Origin of the sequence: Streptomyces specialis (assembly GCF_001493375.1) — a bacterium.
GTDB lineage: Bacteria > Actinomycetota > Actinomycetes > Streptomycetales > Streptomycetaceae > Streptomyces > Streptomyces specialis.
This window is the reverse complement of sequence record NZ_LN929897.1, coordinates 420416-435927: the sequence shown is the minus strand read 5'-3', so window position 1 is coordinate 435927 and position 15512 is coordinate 420416. Positions and strand designations below refer to the sequence as shown.

The following is a 15512-nucleotide window of genomic DNA, read 5'->3' as shown; positions in this document are numbered from 1 at the left end:
CACAGCAGGTCAGCCCCGGCCTCCCGGCAAATGCCGAACACGTGCCCAAGGTTGATGAAATGGGACGAGGGGCCCACAAGTCACCCGGACTCGCGGACCCCTCGTCACGACAGGGGGGCGTCAGGCGTTGCCGTCGCCTCCGCCGTCGCCGCCATCCCCACCGTCGCCGCCGTCACCCTCGTCGCCGCCCTCCAGCTCGGACAGGCGGTTGAGGGCCTCCTCCAGCCGGGCCTGGGCCTCGCCGTAGGCCTGCCAGTCGCCCTCGGCGAGAGCGTCCTGACCCTCCTGCCACGCCTCCTGGGCGTCGCGCACGGCCTCCTCGAGCGTGGGATCGCCCGTCGGCGGCGGCTCGTCGCCCTCGTCCGGCGGTGGATCACCCTCGCCGGGTTCCTCCCCGGACTCGGTCACCTCGAACACGGCGTCCAGGGCCTGGTCGAGCGACTCCTCGAAGACGATGCGCTCGCCGTAGGCGACCAGCACCCGTTGCAGCAGCGGATAGTCCTGCCCGGCACCGCGGACGTACACCGGCTCGACGTACAGCAGGCCGCCCTCCAGGGGCACCGTCAGCAGATTGCCGTACTCGACCTCGGAGTCCCCGCGTCTCAGGAGGTTGATGGACTCGGCGATGTCCGGATCGGAGTTGAAGCGGCTCTGCACCTGCTGTGGACCCCACACCGTCGTGGTGGACGGCAGGGTGAGGATCCGCATCGTGCCGTAGTCCTCGCTTCTGGCGTCCGCCTCGACCGCCATGTAGGCCGACAACGTGTCCCGGTTGAGCGGGGTGAACGTCGTCGTCAGCGAGAAGACCTGCTCCTCCTGGTCGGGCATCTTCATGCTCAGGTAGTACGGCGGGACGGACTGGCCCTGGTGGGTCGGGTCGTCCGGCACCTCCCACCGCTCCGAACCGCTGTAGAACTGCGCGGCGTTGCTCACGTGGTAGCGCTGGAGCAGATCCCGCTGCACCTTGAACAGGTCCTGCGGGTACCGCAGATGGTCCATCAGCTCGTCGCTGATCTGGTCCTTGTCCTCGACCACGCCGGGGAACGCCGCCCGCCAGGTCTGGAGCACCGGATCGTTCTCGTCCCACTCGTACAGGACGATCTCGCCGGAGTAGGCGTCGACGGTCGCCTTCACCGAGTTCCGGATGTAGTTGACCTGGTTCTCCTGGGCGATCACCTCGCCCTGGTTCTCCGTCAGGGACGTCTCGGTGACGTCGCCCAGCGTCGTCCGCGCCGAGTACGGATAGCCGTTGGTCGTGGTGTAGGCGTCCACGATCCACAGGATCTTGCCGTCCACCACCGCCGGATACGGGTCGCCGTCGATCGTCAGCCAGGGGGCCACCGCCTCGACGCGCTCCTTGGGCGTGCGGTTGTAGAGGATCTGCGATTCGGCGCCGATCGCCCCGGAGTAGAGGATCTGCGGCTCGCCCATCGTCAGCGCGTACGCGGCGCGGTTGAACCAGTTCCCCAGGCTGACGCCGGCGTCGCCCGTGTAGCTGTACTCGACCTCGCCGTCCTCGCCCGCGTAGTCGATCTCCTGCTGCGGGCCGCCGACGATGGAGTACTGGGTGGTGAACTCACCGAAGTAGACCCGGGGTTCGTACTCGCCCAGATCGCCGGTCGGCGGCAGGTCCTGCTCGGTGAAGAGCGGCTGGCCGTCCTCCACCTCGGTGCCGCTGGCGGCCACCATGCCGAAGCCGTGGGTGTAACGGAAGTGCTCGTTGATCCAGTTCTGCTCGGGGAGCTGATTGATGTTCATCTCCCGCAGGCCGACCACCGTGTCCTGGTCGCCGTCCTCGGTCGGGTACCGGTCCACGTCCAGCGCGGCGGGGAACTGGTAGTACCCGCGCACCTGCTGGATCTGCTGGAACGCCGGGGAGACCACACTCGGGTCGAGCAGCCGGATGCTGGCCGTGGTCTCCACGGCGTCGCGCAGCGCTTCCGGTTCCGCCTCACTGGTGCCCGAGTAGTCCTCGATCTCGGCGTCCGCGATGTCGTACGCCTCCTTCGTGGCCTCCATGTGCTTCTGGATGTACTCGGTCTCCTTGGCCTGCTCGTTCGGCCGCACCTGGAACTGCTGCACCAGCGCCGGGTAGACACCGCCGATGAGCACCGCCGAGAGCACCATGAGGCCGAGCCCGATCACCGGGAGCTGCCAGCCGCGCCGCCAGAGCGTCGCGAAGAACAGCACCGCGCAGATCGCGGCGATGATCGTCAGGATCGTCTTGGCCGGCAGGTAGGCGTTCGCGTCCACGTAGCGCAGGCCGGTCCAGCCGTCCGCGTTGCGGAAGTCGCCGCTCTTCAGCGCCAGCCCGTACCGGTCCAGCCAGTACGCCACGGCCTTCAGCGCCACGAACAGCCCGAGCAGCACCGACAGATGGCCGGTGGCCGACTGCGTGATGCGGCTGCCCGGCGTGGTCAGCCGGATGCCGCCGTACAGGTAGTGCGTCAGCGCGGCGGCCAGCGTGGACAGCACGACGACCGCGAAACCGAAGCCCAGCAGGAAGCGGTAGAACGGATAGTCGAACGCGTAGAACGCGACGTCCATCCCGAACTGCGGGTCCTTCTCCCCGAACGACGTCCCGTTCGCCCACGCCAGCCACGTGCGCCACTGACCGGACGCCGAGCCGCCCGCGATCAGGCCGATCAGCAGCGAGACCGCCGGCAGCACCCACCGCTTGTACGGCGCGATGCTCATCCGGTACCGGTCGAGGTTCTGCTGCTCCATCGACATGGCGCTCAGCGGCGGGCGCAGCCGGTGGGCCAGCCAGATGTTGAACCCGACGGCGAGCGCCATGACGGCGCCGAACGCCGCGAACATCGTCGCGCGTGTCACCAGCTCCGTCCGGTACACACTCGTGTAATCGACCGAGCGATACCAGAGCCAGTCGGTCCAGAAACCGGCGAACATCGCGAAGAGAATCGCGAGCCCGGCCAGAATCGCCGCCGTGATCAACAGGGACTTGGCGCCTCTCGGCGGGCGTCCGACACTGAACCGCGGCCCGCCCGGGCCTCTGGGACCTCTTGGCCCGTTCGGACCGTTGGGGCGACCCGAGCCCCGGTCCGGCATCTGGAAAGCCAACGCGCGCACCTCGTCGATTCGCAGGGTCGTAAGCCGAGCAGGCCAGGAATCGGCCCACCCGCCTAACTTACTCAAGCTTTACTCGGTTCCCGATTTCGGGGTGTGAGACGGCACGATATGCCCATGGACAACACTCCCCCCGACACGCCCGACACCACGGCGACGGCCACCACCCCCCTGACCAGGGCCGTGCTCGAAATCGACGAATACGCCGCCGGGCTGGGCTGGGACCGCCCGGCGCAGCTCTTCGCCCTGGTCGACACGGCGCGGCTGCGCACCGAGGAGCCGGGGCTCGCCGAGCAGCTCGACATCCAGGGCGACAGCGGCCTGACCCCGGTGGAGCAGGACGAACTGCCCGAAGGGCTGCCGCTGGACGAGTTCCTCGCGACGATCGCCTGGCCCGACGCGGTGGCCGGCTGCGCGCTGACCGTCGAGCGGGTGATCCTGCCGCCGTCCGCCGAGGCCGCCATCCCCGAGGGCCTGCCGGGCCCGGAGCTGACGCGCTGGGTCGCCCGGCATCCGGAGCGGCAGGAGGTGCGGATGACGGTGGCGGTGCTGCGGGACGGACGGCGCGAATCGGCCATCCGGCTGAGGGAGAAGGACAGCACGACCGAGGTGCTGACCGGCGCCGGGCTCGTCCCGGGGCTGGCCGACGCGCTCGCCTCGACCTTCGAGGGCTGACGGCCCGCCGCTACCCGGCTACTCCGTCTCGCACAGCGACAGCTCGTCCAGGTTCTCCGCGCGGATGTCGGCGAGCGCGGCGAGGGCGTCGTCCAGCGTGCCGACCCGGACCAGGGTCAGCCCGTCGGGGACGCTCTCGGCCGCCGTCGCGCAGTTCTCCTCGGGCGTGAGGAAGAAGTCCGCGCCGGCGTCCCGCGCCGCGATCGTCTTCATCGTCACGCCGCCGATCGGGCCGACCGTGCCCTCGTCGTCGATCGTGCCGGTGCCCGCGACGAAGGCACCGCCGGTCAGGTCCTCCGGCGTCAGCTTGTCCATCAGCCCCAGGGCGAACATCAGTCCGGCGCTCGGACCGCCGACGTCGGCCAGCTCGATGTCTATGGCGAACGGGAACGTGTGGCTGATCCCGGCCTGTATCCCGACGATGGCCCGGTGGTCGTCGGTGGCCTCGGCGGTGGTGATGGTGATGTCCTCGGTGTCCGTCGGCAGGTCCTCGCCGGCGTCCTGGGCGGCCTGCACGCGCTCGGCGGGGACGATCGTGAACACGGTGTCCTCGCCGGGCTCGTGCTCGGTCACCAGCTCGGCGACCTGCCCGGGCTCGGTGACCTTCGTGCCGTCCACGGCGACGATCGCGTCCCCGGCGTGCAGCCGGCCCTCGGCCGGGCTGTCCCGGACCACGGCGGAGACGATCGTCTGCTCCTCCACCTCGTAATCCAGCGCGCGCAGGGCGGCGACCTTGGCGCTCTCCTGCGACCGGCTGAACTCCTCCGCGTTCTGCTCCTGCACCTCGTCGGCGGAGACGTCCTCCGGGTACAGCGTCTCGTGGGGCACGACGGCGTGGTCGTCCGAGAGCCAGCCGGCGACGGCCTCCAGCAGGTTCATCCGGTAGTTGACCCCGGTGACGCGGACGGTCGTCATGTTGAGGTGACCGGACGTGTCGTACGTCCGCTCGCCCTCGATGTTCAGCACCGGCTCGCCGTCGTGCTCCCCCAGCGTGTTCACCGTGGGGCCCGGGGACATCTCCGCGTAGGGAACCTCCATCAGGAGGCCGCCGCAGAGCAGCCCTATGAGCAGCAGAGTCGACGTCAGCAGCGTCGCGGTCCGGCGTGGCATGCCTTGACAGTACGTGACCGCACTGTCAGCCGTCCGCCGGGGCCCGCTCCATCGCCGCCCGGAACGCCTCATACCCCTGGACGCCCGCCACATCCGCGACCCCGCCCGCGCTGGTGCCGCGACGCGTGGCCCACATGCTCCACACCCCGGCCACCAACGCCCCGGCGACGGGGATCAACAGCCATACGAGAACCGACATGACCTACCTCCCACCTCGGCGACGTACTCCCCACGCTCCGCTGGTCAAACGCGTTGCGCAACCGGAGTAGTGCCCGTCCGGCCGAACTTTTTCCAGCGGTTACCACGAACAGCGGTGGACGAACCGGCGAACACCGCTCAGCAGGCGCCGACCTCGGGCGTCTGGGCCCGTCAGCAAGCCCCTACCCTCCCCCAGACTTCGTCCGGGGGTACCCCCACCTCGGGCGTCCGGGCCCGTCAGCAGGCCCCTACCCACTCGGTGGTGCCGTCGGTGAAGGTCTGGTGTTTCCAGATCGGGACCCGGTGCTTCAGGTCGTCGATCAGGCGGCGGGAGGCCGTGAACGCCTCGCCGCGGTGGGCACAGGAGACCGCGACGACCACGGCCAGGTCGCCGATCGCCAGCTCCCCGACGCGGTGGACGGCGGCCAGCGCGATCACCGGGAAGTCCCCGGCGACCTCCTCGGCCACCCGGCGCAGCTCCGCCTCCGCGCTCGGATGCGCGGAGTAGGCCAGTGAGGTGACGGCGGCGCCTGCCGCGTGCCCGTCGTGGTCACGGACCGTGCCGACGAACAGCGCCGTGCCCCCCGCCGACGCGTCGCCCACGGCCGTGAACACCTCGTCCACCGAGAGCGGGGTGTCGCGGATCGCCAGCAGCCGGATGGGGTCGGTCGTCATGGGCCCATCCTCCCGCACCGCGCTCACCTCCGGCGCGCCTTGCGGGCCCGGCGGACCAGGGCCGCGGTGCCCACCAGGGCGACGGTGGCGCCCGCGGCGCCCAGCGACGCCGCCGCGTCCTTGCGGCCCAGGCGCCGCCCGGCGACGGTGTGCCGCCCGGTGACCTCGGCGAGCAGCTCGGCCAGCACCTCCTCGTTGCTCCAGCGCGGACGCCAGCCGGCCTCGTACAGCTTGCTGCCGCTGACGACCCACGGGTGCATCGTGTACGCCAGGTCCCCGGCCGGGGACGGGGTCAGGCCGAGCCGGTGCAGCCTGGTCGCCGCGCCGAGCGCCACCGAGGACGGCAGCTCCATGCGGCGGATGCCGGACAGCTCCTCGATCTCCTCCTGTTCCAGCCAGCCGTCGCAGCCGACGGCCAGCTCGCCCTCGACACGTTCGAGGGCGGCGAACTCCAGGGCGCTGACCAGGTCTTCGACATGGCAGAACTGCCAGCGCGGCCGGGAGCCGGCGACCACCAGCAGGCGCGGGGACTCGAAGTAGCGGGTGAGCGCGGTGTCGGTGCCGCCGACCAGGACGGCCGGGCGGAGCACCGTGACGTTCAGGCCGGGGTGGACGCGGGGCGCGCGGCGGGCGAGGCGTTCGATCTCCAGCAGGTCGCCCAGGCACGTCGCGTCGGCGGTGGCCCGCAGTTCGGCGTCCTCGGCGAGCGGCACGGCGTTGTCGGGCAGGGCGCCGTAGACCATCGCGGAGGTGCACAGCACGACCCGGCGGACGCCGGCCGCCGCGGCGGCGGTGAGGACGGTCTGGGCGCCGCGCACGTTGTACGCGGTGCGGGCCGCCGGGTCCGCCTCCAGGTCCAGGTCGAGGGCGAGGTGGACCACCACGTCGACCGGGCCCGCCGACTCCCGGTCGCGGGCGGCCGGCGAGGTCGCGTCGCGGGCGGCGCCCGCGGTGCGGAGCAGGTCGGCGATGGCCGGGTCGCGGATGTCGAGGGTGTGCCACTCGGCGCCCTTCACATCGCCGAGGCGCTCGTCGAGGGCGAGGACCCGTTTGACGTCTGAGGCGGCGAGCAGCCGCTCGATGAGCAGTGCTCCGACGCCCGACGCCGCTCCGGTGACCGCGACGGTCAGCGGGGCGCCGGGGCCGTTTCGCGCTGCGCGAACGGCTGGCTCCGGGGAACTCACAGGACCTCTCCAGCGGTTGTTTCGGTACGACGTGCGCAGGCCCATCCTGCCTGAGAGGTGTCTAGGCTGGAGGCACAGACCAGCGATTCGCAGGCACGTTGGTTCCGTCCCACGACACAGACCCGAGGATTCCCGTGAGTGACTTCCCATTCGGATTCGGCCTCCCGGAGGAGCCGGACGACGGCGAATCCGGCAAGAAATCCGGCAAGAAATCCGGCGAGGGGGACGGCGGTCAGGGCCCGGCCGACAACCCGCTGGCCGCCATGTTCGGCTTCGGCCCGGGCGGCGCGGGCGGGATGAATCCTCGGGATCTGGGTGCCGCGTTCCAGCAGCTCGGGCAGATGCTCAGCTATGAGGGCGGCCCGGTCAACTGGGAGCTGGCCAGGACCGTGGCCCGCCAGACGGTGGCGCAGGGCGCGCAGGACGGCTCGCGGGACGCCAGCGTCGGCCCGCAGGACAGGTCGCGGGTCGAGGAGGCCGTGCGGCTTGCCGACCTGTGGCTGGACGGCGTCACCTCGCTGCCCTCCGGCTCGGGCACGGCGGTGGCGTGGAGCCGGGCCGAGTGGGGCGAGGCGACGCTGCCGGTGTGGCGGGAGCTGGTGGACCCGGTGGCCGAGCGGGTCGGGGCGGCGATGGGGAGTGTGCTGCCCGAGGAGATGCAGGCCATGGCCGGGCCGCTGCTGGGGATGATGCGCTCGATGGGCGGCGCCATGTTCGGCACGCAGATCGGGCAGGCCGTGGGCGTGCTCGCGGGCGAGGTCGTCGGTTCGACGGACGTCGGGCTGCCGCTGGGCCCGGCGGGCAAGGCGGCCCTCCTGCCGCAGAACGTGGAGGCGTTCGGCGCGGGCCTCGGCATCCCGCAGGAGGAGGTGCGGCTGTACCTGGCGCTCCGCGAGGCCGCGCACCAGCGGCTGTTCGCGCATGTGCCGTGGCTGCGGTCGCATCTGTTCGGCGCGGTCGACGGGTATGCCCGGGGCATCCAGGTGGACACCGCGAAGCTGGAGGATCTGGTCGGGCAGCTCGACCCGACGCGGCCGGAGGAGCTTCAGGAGAAGCTCCAGCAGGGCCTGTTCCAGCCGGAGGACACGCCGCAGCAGAAAGCGGCGCTGGCCCGGCTGGAGACGGCGCTGGCCCTCGTGGAGGGCTGGGTCGACGCGGTGGTGCACGCCGCCGCCGAGCCGCATCTGCCGTCGGCGTCCGCGCTGCGCGAGACGCTGCGGCGGCGCCGGGCGACGGGCGGGCCCGCGGAGCAGACGTTCGCCACGCTGATCGGTCTCGAACTGCGGCCCCGGCGGCTGCGGGACGCGGCGCGGCTGTGGGCGTCGCTGACGGACGCCCGCGGCGCGCAGGGCAGGGACGCGCTGTGGGCGCACCCGGACATGCTGCCGACGGCGGACGACCTGGACGACCCGGACGGCTTCGTCCACCGCGAGCAGCTCGACTTCTCGGAGCTGGACCGGATGCTCGACGACGGCCCGGCGGCCGGGACGCTCGACAAGCACCCCGAGCAGGACGCCGAGCGGGACGACGACAAGGACGGGAACGGGACGGACGGCGGCGCCGGGGACGGCCGGGGCGCGTGAGTCTGCACGGGGACGCGGCGCGCGTGCTGCGGGAGTGGACCGCGCCCGACGCCGGTCAGGACGAGCTGCGGCGGGCGTACGCGGAGCATCTCGCCGCGCACCCCGACGGCATGTGGAAGGCGTGCGCGGCCGGGCACATCACGGCCAGCGCGATTGTGGTGGACCCGGCGCGCGGGCAGGCGCTGCTGACCCTGCACGCCAAGCTGGGCAAGTGGCTCCAGACCGGCGGGCACTGCGAGCCCGCGGACGCCTCGCTGGCCGGGGCGGCGCTGCGCGAGGCGACCGAGGAGTCGGGGATCGAGGGGCTGCGGCTGCTGCCGGACCCCGTGGCCCTCGACCGGCACCGCACGCCGTGCGCCACGCATCTGGACGTGCAGTACGTGGCGGTGGCGCCGGCCGGGGCGACGGAGCTGATCAGCGACGAGTCGCTCGACCTGCGCTGGTTCCCGTTCGACGAGGTGGCGGGAGTGGCGGACCCGTCGGTGGTCCGCCTGCTGACCCGCACCCGCGCGTCGCTGTGACCCCGCCGGGGGCTACCGCCCCCAGGCGCCGCCCTGGCCGAGGCCCGGCGCGCCCTGCCCCGGCCTGAGCTGGCCGCGCAGCAGGTCGCCCGCGGCCGACAGGGTGGGCGGCAGCATCTCGCTGGGCTGGACGACGACATGCCCGTCGCCCATGAAGCTCAGCTCCCATCCCTCGCCGGTGTTGCCGCGCCGGCGCCAGATCGGTTTGCTGCTGGTCTGGGCCTGCATCTGCACGCGGAGCGAGGTGGACCAGGCCACCACGGCGTCCGCGTCCGCGCTGCAGTACCGGTCGGGCGCGACCCGCATGACCAGGGGACGCCCCGAGGTGGTGATGGCCACCTTGCCCTGCCCGCTGATGACCAGGTTGTACGCGCCCACGCCGGGGATGCCGTACTGGCTCTCGACGGAGACGACGTCCCAGTGCAGATGGGCGTCGAGCGCGAGGACATAGGAGCTGTCCACGGTCAGGCCCTCGTGGTCGACGTCGAGGATGTGCACGTTCTGGGCGAGGTTGGCGAAGTAGATCGCCCCCTGGCCGAAGCAGCGCATCAGCGGCAGGACCTCGCCGGCGTGCTGCTGGCGGCGGCGCTGCCCGGGCGGCTGGTACTCACCGTCGAACTCGATCATGCCGTCGAAGGCGACCATGCTGCCCGCCCTGGCCACCACGTCCTCGCCGCGGGACAGGTTGACCCGCAGCATGTGCTCGCCCTGGAGCGCGAAACGGTCCTGGGACTGGTTCACGGCGTTGTTGAAGATGGGACTCTGCATGCCGGCACTCCCCCGTCAGTTCTGCTGGCCCTGAGTGAGCCGGTCGGTGCTGTCCTCGCTCGGCTGCACGATCACGAAACCCTGGCCCGAGAAGGCGAGCTGGAACGCCTCGCCGCTGCCCCTGCCGACCAGCGAGGACGCCTTGAAGCTGCGCTTGCCCTCGACGCGCAGGCCCGTGGACCAGGCGACCAGGGCGTCGGGGTCCACGCAGGTCTCCCCTGACTGGCCGCAGTCCACGACGATCGGCATGCCCCGGCTGGTGATGGCGACCCAGCCGGTGCCGGAGATGCCGAGGTTGAACAATCCCTGCCCGGCGAACTTCGCTATGCCCTTCACCCGCTGCACGCCCCATTCGAGGTGGGCGTCGAAGGCGAGGACATTGGTGGCGTTCACCGAGATGTTCTCGTTCTGGAGGGGGAGGCAGACGACGTCGGCCCCGTAGTCGGCGACGTAGAGCAGGCCGTCGCCGTGGCAGCGCATCAGCGGGACGCTCTCGCCGGTCATCCGGCCGGCGAACGCCTGGCGCAGCGCCGCCGGGTTCGACTCGTACTGGATGTAGCCCTCGTACGCGATCATCGAACCGGTCCTGGCGAACACGTCGTTGCCCGTCTGCATGGCGATCCGCGCCATGGCCGGGCCGTGGTTCTCCATGCGGGCGGCGGGGGCGGCCGGGGCGTACCCGGTGATCATCCGTTGATCCATCACGGGCTCCCGTCAGATCTCGTAGGGCTGGACGATGGCGAAGTTCCCCGGCGCCCCGCGGAACTGGAGCTGGGTGGTCTCGCCGGTGTGGCCCGGGTAGGCGTGCCGGCGCAGCCGCACCTGGTTGGCGACGAGCACCTGCGCCCCGGCGGACCAGGCGATCACGGCGTTGGCGTCGGCGAACGTCATGGGCGTGACCGGCATGACGAGCGGCTCGCCCTTGGTGGTGAGCACGAGGGTGCCGGTGCCGCGGAACTCCATGGCGAACAGCACGCCGCCCGGCAGGCCGTGGCCCTCGATGCGGCGGACGTCGAACTCCAGGGACTCGTCGAAGGCGAGCACCCGCTGCGCGGACACGCACAGCGCGTCGCCCTGCAACTCGACCGGGTGGAGCCGGGTGGCCTGCTCCGCCAGGTAGACCTGGCCGCCACCGGTGCACCGCATGAGCGAGGGCAGCCCCTCGCCGGTCAGCTTGCTCTTGACCCGGTTCATGATGCCGGCGCCCTTGTGGCCGAAGTCCACGTCGCCCTGGTACAGCACCATGCTGCCCTGGCGGGCGAGGATCGGCCGGCCGTCGATGCCGAGGTCGGCGCGGACGAGCTGCGGGTTCTGCAGGCTCCAGCGCTGCCGATCGGCGGAGCCGCGGTACTTGCTGAGCACCGCCTGCATGCCGCCGCCCGCGGCGGCGTGCTGCGGTACGCCCGCCGGCTGCGGCGCGGCCGGAGCCGGGACGGGGGCGCCGGGCGGGAACTGCTGCGGCGGCGCCGGCGGGCTGAAGCACTTCGGCGGCGGGAGCGGGGGCCGGGGCCGGCTCCTCCTCCTCGACCTCGCCGCCGAAGTGCTTCAGCAGCGCGGCGAGGCCGCCGTCGAAGCCCTGCCCGACCGCGGCGAACCGCCAGCCGTCCTTGCGGTAGAAGTCGCCGAGCATCACGGCTCGTTCGGTGGTGAAGGCCGAGCCGTCGAACGCGTAGCGCGCGACCTCCTCGCCACCGGCGACGATCCGCAGATAGCCCGGGGCGACCTGCGCCATGGTGCCGTCGCCGTCGATGGTCGCGGTGAAGGCCAGCCGGTCCACCGAGGCGGGCAGCCGGTCCAGCGTCACGCGGAACGACTCGGTGTCGCCGGCCTGCGCGCCGAGGAGCTGGATCGCCTCCTCGGGCGACTTCGGCTGGTTGTAGAAGATGAAGTAGCGGTCGTCGGAGAGTCGTTCGGCCCCGTCAAGGCCGAAGCAACTGATGTCGAAGGTCATTCCGGGGCCCGCTATCTGCACGCCCACGTACAGATCGGTGCCCAGCGTCAGATCGCTGAGCCTGGTTTTCTGGCCCCGCTGGAAGTGCGTCACCATACGTAACGACCGTCCCCCATCCGATAAGACAAACATTCGGCGGGGTCAGACTAGCCGCTCGCACCGACGGGGACGCCCGGAAGCCCGGCGAACGCTAGTCGGTGCGCAGCCAGGGAATGTACGGCAGGCGCTCGGCGGCGACGACGCCCTCCAGGAAGCCGCGGGCCCGCTCCGTGCGGGGATAGCCGTCGAGCAGCGCCCAGAAACCGGGACCGTGACCGGGGACGAGCAGGTGCGCCAGCTCGTGCAGCAGCACGTAGTCGATCACGTACTCCGGCATGCCCTGGAGGCGGTGGGAGAGGCGGATGCTGCCCAGCGCGGGCGTGCAGGAGCCCCAGCGGGCGTTCTGATTCGTCACCCAGCGCACGCTGTCCGGGCGCGCGCGCCCCTGGAGGTAGCGCTGGGAGAGCTCGGCGGCGCGGGCGGCCAGCGCGTCGTCGCCGAGGATGCGGCGCTCTTCCTGGGCGGCCAGCTTGTCGAGCATGACCGTCACCCAGCGCCGCTCCTCCTCGGCCGTCATCCGGGCCGGGATGAGCACGATGGTGCGGTCGCCCTCGCGGTAGGCGGAGACGGTGCGTCTGCGGCGGGCGCTGCGGCGCACCTCGACACGCTCGTGCGGCCGGTGTCCGTCCAGCATCACCCGGCCCGCCGGGGGAATGCGCTGCGGCGGGCCGGCGCTGTTCAGCGGATCGGCGGGCACACCTTGACGTTACCCGGTGGGGGCCTGATATGTCCCGCCTGCCGGACGGTGGTGGGGGCGTGGACTCCCATGGGACGGGAACAACATCCTTTACTATCGCCCCATTTATATACCTTTCTCGGCTTCCTGTGGAAAACATCACACGCGTCCGGTCCGTCCCGCTCCATCATGGGTCCATGCATCCGATGATCAAGCCCTCCCTGCGCCGTGGCTGGCGCGACCGGCAGACCGTCCGCTATGGCGTGACGCCCGCGCACTCCGTCCTCTTCGGCCCGCTGGACAGCGCGACGGAGAGCTTCCTCACCCTGCTGGACGGCACGCGCGGGCTGCCCGTGCTCCGGGACGCCGCGGCGGCGCTGGGGCTCGGGCGGGACGCGGCGGACCGGGTGGCCGGCCGGCTGGCGGCGGCCGGGGTGCTGGACGACGCCACCGCCGACCGGGAGGCCGCCGCGCGGGTCACCGACGGGCTGCGGCCGGACCTGGCGACGCTGTCGCTGCTGCACCCGGCGCCCGGACACGGGCTGCGGCGGCTGACGGACCGCCGCCGGGCCCGCGTGCAGGTGCGGGGCGCGGGCCGGGTCGGCGCCCCGGTCGCGGTGACCCCCTGTCTCGTATACACCTCTGCCGCGGCCGACGAAGTGGATAGTGTGGAGCGCGGATAGCGGCGGGTGGATTCAAAAAAGAAGTGCGCAACGAGAGGTGCGGTGAGCACACCCGCCGGAGCTCCCCTCACCACGTGCGTCGGCAGCGTCAGATGAGTATAGGGGACGGGGGTGGAGCCGGAGGACCTGGCGCCCGGCGGGCTGCGGCCGGAGCAGGTGGGGCAGCGCCGGGCGGCGGCGACGGACAGCCTGGTGCGGGCCGCCCGGCCGTGGCGCGACAAGCCGCGGCCCGAGGAGCCGGACGGGCCGCGCCTGGTCATCTTCGCGCCCCGCGACGGCCTCGCGGCGTACGCTCCCGACCCCGCCGCCGCCGAGGAGGTCGTCGCGGCCGGCACGCCTCATCTCTACGCGGGCGTGGTGGAGGCGACGGGCTTCGTCGGGCCCCTGGTGCGGCCGGGCGCGACCGGCTGCGCGGGCTGCCTGCTGCGGGCCCGCGCCCAGCGCGAGCCGTGCTGGCCGCTGCTGGTGGCCCAGTGGCGCAACGGCCGCCGGCCCGGCGTCCCTTCCTGCGACGGCGCGCTCGCCACGGCGGTCGCCGGGATGACGGCCTGCGCCGCGCTGGCCCACCTGGACGGCTCGGCGTCCCACTCCTCCAGCACCCGCACGGAGTTGACGCTGCCCGGCCTGGCGGTGACGCATCAGACCATCGAGCCGCACGCCGAGTGCCCCTGCGGCGCGGCCGACGCCGCCCGGACCGCCCGGTCGCCGTGACCGGGGTCCACAATGGGCAGGGTACGAGCTGAAGCCGTGCATCCGCACACCACGGCGCACCAGGTGGTCTCGGGGCACTTGATGGGAGTTGGAGGGGACGATATGTCTGACCTGCCCCGGAAGGCAGTGACCAGGACCGCGAAGCTCGCGACTCTGCCGCTGAGTTTCGCCGGCCGGGCCACCTGGAGTCTCGGCAAGCGGATCGGCGGGCGATCGGCGGAGCTGGTGAGCAGCGAGCTCCAGCAGCGCACCGCGCAGCAACTCTTCTCGGTGCTGGGCGAGCTCAAGGGCGGCGCGATGAAGCTCGGACAGGCCCTGTCGGTCTTCGAGTCCGCGCTGCCGGAGACGGTGGCCGCGCCGTACCGGGCGGCGCTGACCAAGCTCCAGGACGCGGCCCCGCCCCTGCCCGCGGCCACGGTCCGCGCGGCGCTGGCCGAGCGGATGGGCGCCGACTGGCGGGAGCGGTTCGAGGAGTTCGACGAGCGGCCCGCCGCCGCCGCGTCCATAGGCCAGGTGCACCGGGCGGTCTGGCACGACGGCCGCGAGGTCGCCGTCAAGATCCAGTACCCGGGGGCGGGCGAGGCGCTGCTGTCCGACCTGACCCAGCTCGGCAGGTTCGCCCGGCTGCTCGGCCCGTTCATACCGGGCATGGAGATCAAGCCCCTGATAGAGGAGATGCGGGACCGGGTCGCGGAGGAGCTGGACTACGGCCTGGAGGCGGAGGCCCAGCATAGGTACGCCGAGGAGTTCCGCGACGAGCCGTGGGTGGAGGTGCCCGAGGTCGTCTGGCAGGGCGAGCAGGTCCTGATCACCGAGTGGATGGACGGGATTCCGCTGTCGCGGGTCATCGACGACGGCACCCAGGAGGAGCGGGACCGGGCGGGGCAGCTGCTGGCCCGCTTCCTGTTCACCGGCACGGCCTGGACCGGGCTGCTGCACGCCGACGCCCACCCGGGGAACTTCCGGCTGATCCCGGTGGAGGACGAGCCGGCGTCCCGCTGGCGGCTGGGCGTGCTGGACTTCGGCGCGGTCAACCGGCTGCCCGGCGGCCTGCCGCCCGTCATCGGCCGGGCCCTGCGGCTGACGCTGGACGGACTGGCCGACGAGGTCTACGACCACCTGGCCGCCGAGGGGTTCGTGAAGGAGGGCATCGAGCTGGACCCGGACGCCGTGCTCGACTATCTGACCCCGATCATCGAGCCGGTGCGGGTGCCCGAGTTCCACTACACCCGGGACTGGCTGCGGGAGCAGGCCGCGCGGGTGGCCGATCCCCGGTCCGCGGCCCACCAGTTGGGCCGCCAGCTCAACCTTCCGCCGTCCTATCTGCTGATCCACCGGGTCACGCTCAGCACCACCGGGGTGCTCTGCCAGCTCGGCGCCCGGGTGCGGATGCGGGACGAGATGATCGACGGCCTCCCCGGCTTCGCGGACCCGGACGCCGACACGGTCCCGGCCCCGGACCCGGACACGTCCGGGACCGGGACCGGGGACGAGGCGGCCGGGACGGAGACGCCGGAGAGCGGCACACCGGAGGACAACGGCCGACGGCCGGCCTAGGTGGGGTGATGGTCGCCGGGCGACGCCCGGTGGG

General features: G+C 72.2%; 14 protein-coding genes and 1 pseudogene. 6 read left to right on the top strand and 9 right to left on the bottom strand.

Translation table 11 applies throughout. From position 1 onward, the window contains the following. Nucleotides 1–120: 120 nt before the first annotated feature. Entirely contained in the window at nucleotides 121–3069 is a 2949-nt protein-coding gene (locus BN2279_RS24695; protein WP_079032475.1) for a UPF0182 family membrane protein, read from the bottom strand. Between the two features lie 129 nt (nucleotides 3070–3198). Between BN2279_RS24695 and BN2279_RS24690 the strand changes: the two genes are divergently transcribed. Continuing rightward, nucleotides 3199–3762, top strand: a complete 564-nt coding sequence (locus tag BN2279_RS24690; protein ID WP_059013248.1) for a PPA1309 family protein — start codon at nucleotides 3199–3201, stop codon at nucleotides 3760–3762. 18 nt (nucleotides 3763–3780) lie between these two features. Here the strand turns inward: BN2279_RS24690 and BN2279_RS24685 are convergent, their stop codons facing one another. The 4 genes from BN2279_RS24685 to BN2279_RS24675 form a co-directional block, all read right to left on the bottom strand. Beyond that, the gene (locus BN2279_RS24685; protein ID WP_059013247.1) at nucleotides 3781–4872 is read right to left on the bottom strand and encodes a YlbL family protein; all 1092 of its coding nucleotides are present in this window, start codon (nucleotides 4870–4872) and stop codon (nucleotides 3781–3783) included. A gap of 25 nt (nucleotides 4873–4897) precedes the next feature. After that, complete coding sequence (locus BN2279_RS30045) at nucleotides 4898–5071, bottom strand: hypothetical protein (protein WP_199827791.1); 174 nt, start codon at nucleotides 5069–5071, stop codon at nucleotides 4898–4900. Nucleotides 5072–5307: 236 nt separating this feature from the next. Beyond that, nucleotides 5308–5745 carry a molybdenum cofactor biosynthesis protein MoaE gene (locus BN2279_RS24680; RefSeq protein ID WP_059013246.1) on the bottom strand — a complete coding sequence of 146 codons (438 nt, stop codon included), beginning with the start codon at nucleotides 5743–5745 and terminating at the stop codon, nucleotides 5308–5310. 23 nt (nucleotides 5746–5768) lie between these two features. Further along, on the bottom strand, nucleotides 5769–6929 hold the full coding sequence (locus tag BN2279_RS24675; protein WP_059013245.1) for an NAD-dependent epimerase/dehydratase family protein: 1161 nt from the start codon (nucleotides 6927–6929) through the stop codon (nucleotides 5769–5771). Nucleotides 6930–7063: 134 nt separating this feature from the next. Between BN2279_RS24675 and BN2279_RS24670 the strand changes: the two genes are divergently transcribed. After that, complete coding sequence (locus BN2279_RS24670; protein ID WP_059013244.1) at nucleotides 7064–8512, top strand: zinc-dependent metalloprotease; 1449 nt, start codon at nucleotides 7064–7066, stop codon at nucleotides 8510–8512. Next, complete coding sequence (locus BN2279_RS24665; RefSeq protein ID WP_059013243.1) at nucleotides 8509–9033, top strand: NUDIX hydrolase; 525 nt, start codon at nucleotides 8509–8511, stop codon at nucleotides 9031–9033. Before BN2279_RS24670 ends, BN2279_RS24665 begins: the two co-directional genes overlap by 4 nt. Before the next feature lie 12 nt (nucleotides 9034–9045). Here BN2279_RS24665 and BN2279_RS24660 read toward each other — a convergent pair whose 3' ends face one another. From BN2279_RS24660 to BN2279_RS24645, 4 genes and pseudogenes are all read right to left on the bottom strand, one after another. Further along, entirely contained in the window at nucleotides 9046–9801 is a 756-nt protein-coding gene (locus BN2279_RS24660; RefSeq protein WP_059013242.1) for an AIM24 family protein, read from the bottom strand. Between the two features lie 15 nt (nucleotides 9802–9816). Continuing rightward, entirely contained in the window at nucleotides 9817–10503 is a 687-nt protein-coding gene (locus tag BN2279_RS24655) for an AIM24 family protein (protein ID WP_059013241.1), read from the bottom strand. 12 nt (nucleotides 10504–10515) lie between these two features. Then, nucleotides 10516–11848 (bottom strand): annotated as a pseudogene (locus BN2279_RS24650) (TerD family protein). A gap of 94 nt (nucleotides 11849–11942) precedes the next feature. After that, nucleotides 11943–12548, bottom strand: a complete 606-nt coding sequence (locus BN2279_RS24645) for a M48 metallopeptidase family protein (protein ID WP_059013240.1) — start codon at nucleotides 12546–12548, stop codon at nucleotides 11943–11945. 176 nt (nucleotides 12549–12724) lie between these two features. On the opposite strand from BN2279_RS24645, the gene BN2279_RS31270 reads away from it, so the two are divergent. The 3 genes from BN2279_RS31270 to BN2279_RS24635 all read left to right on the top strand — a co-directional run bounded on the left by BN2279_RS31270 (nucleotide 12725) and on the right by BN2279_RS24635 (nucleotide 15478). Next, complete coding sequence (locus BN2279_RS31270; protein ID WP_324612866.1) at nucleotides 12725–13210, top strand: hypothetical protein; 486 nt, start codon at nucleotides 12725–12727, stop codon at nucleotides 13208–13210. A gap of 111 nt (nucleotides 13211–13321) precedes the next feature. Further along, a complete protein-coding gene (locus BN2279_RS31265; RefSeq protein WP_324612865.1) occupies nucleotides 13322–13921 on the top strand; it encodes a ThiF family adenylyltransferase in 600 nt (199 codons plus the stop codon). A 102-nt stretch (nucleotides 13922–14023) separates the two neighbouring features. Next, nucleotides 14024–15478 (top strand): ABC1 kinase family protein, encoded by a 1455-nt coding sequence (locus tag BN2279_RS24635; protein WP_059013239.1) that lies wholly within the window; start codon nucleotides 14024–14026, stop codon nucleotides 15476–15478. Nucleotides 15479–15512: the final 34 nt, after the last annotated feature.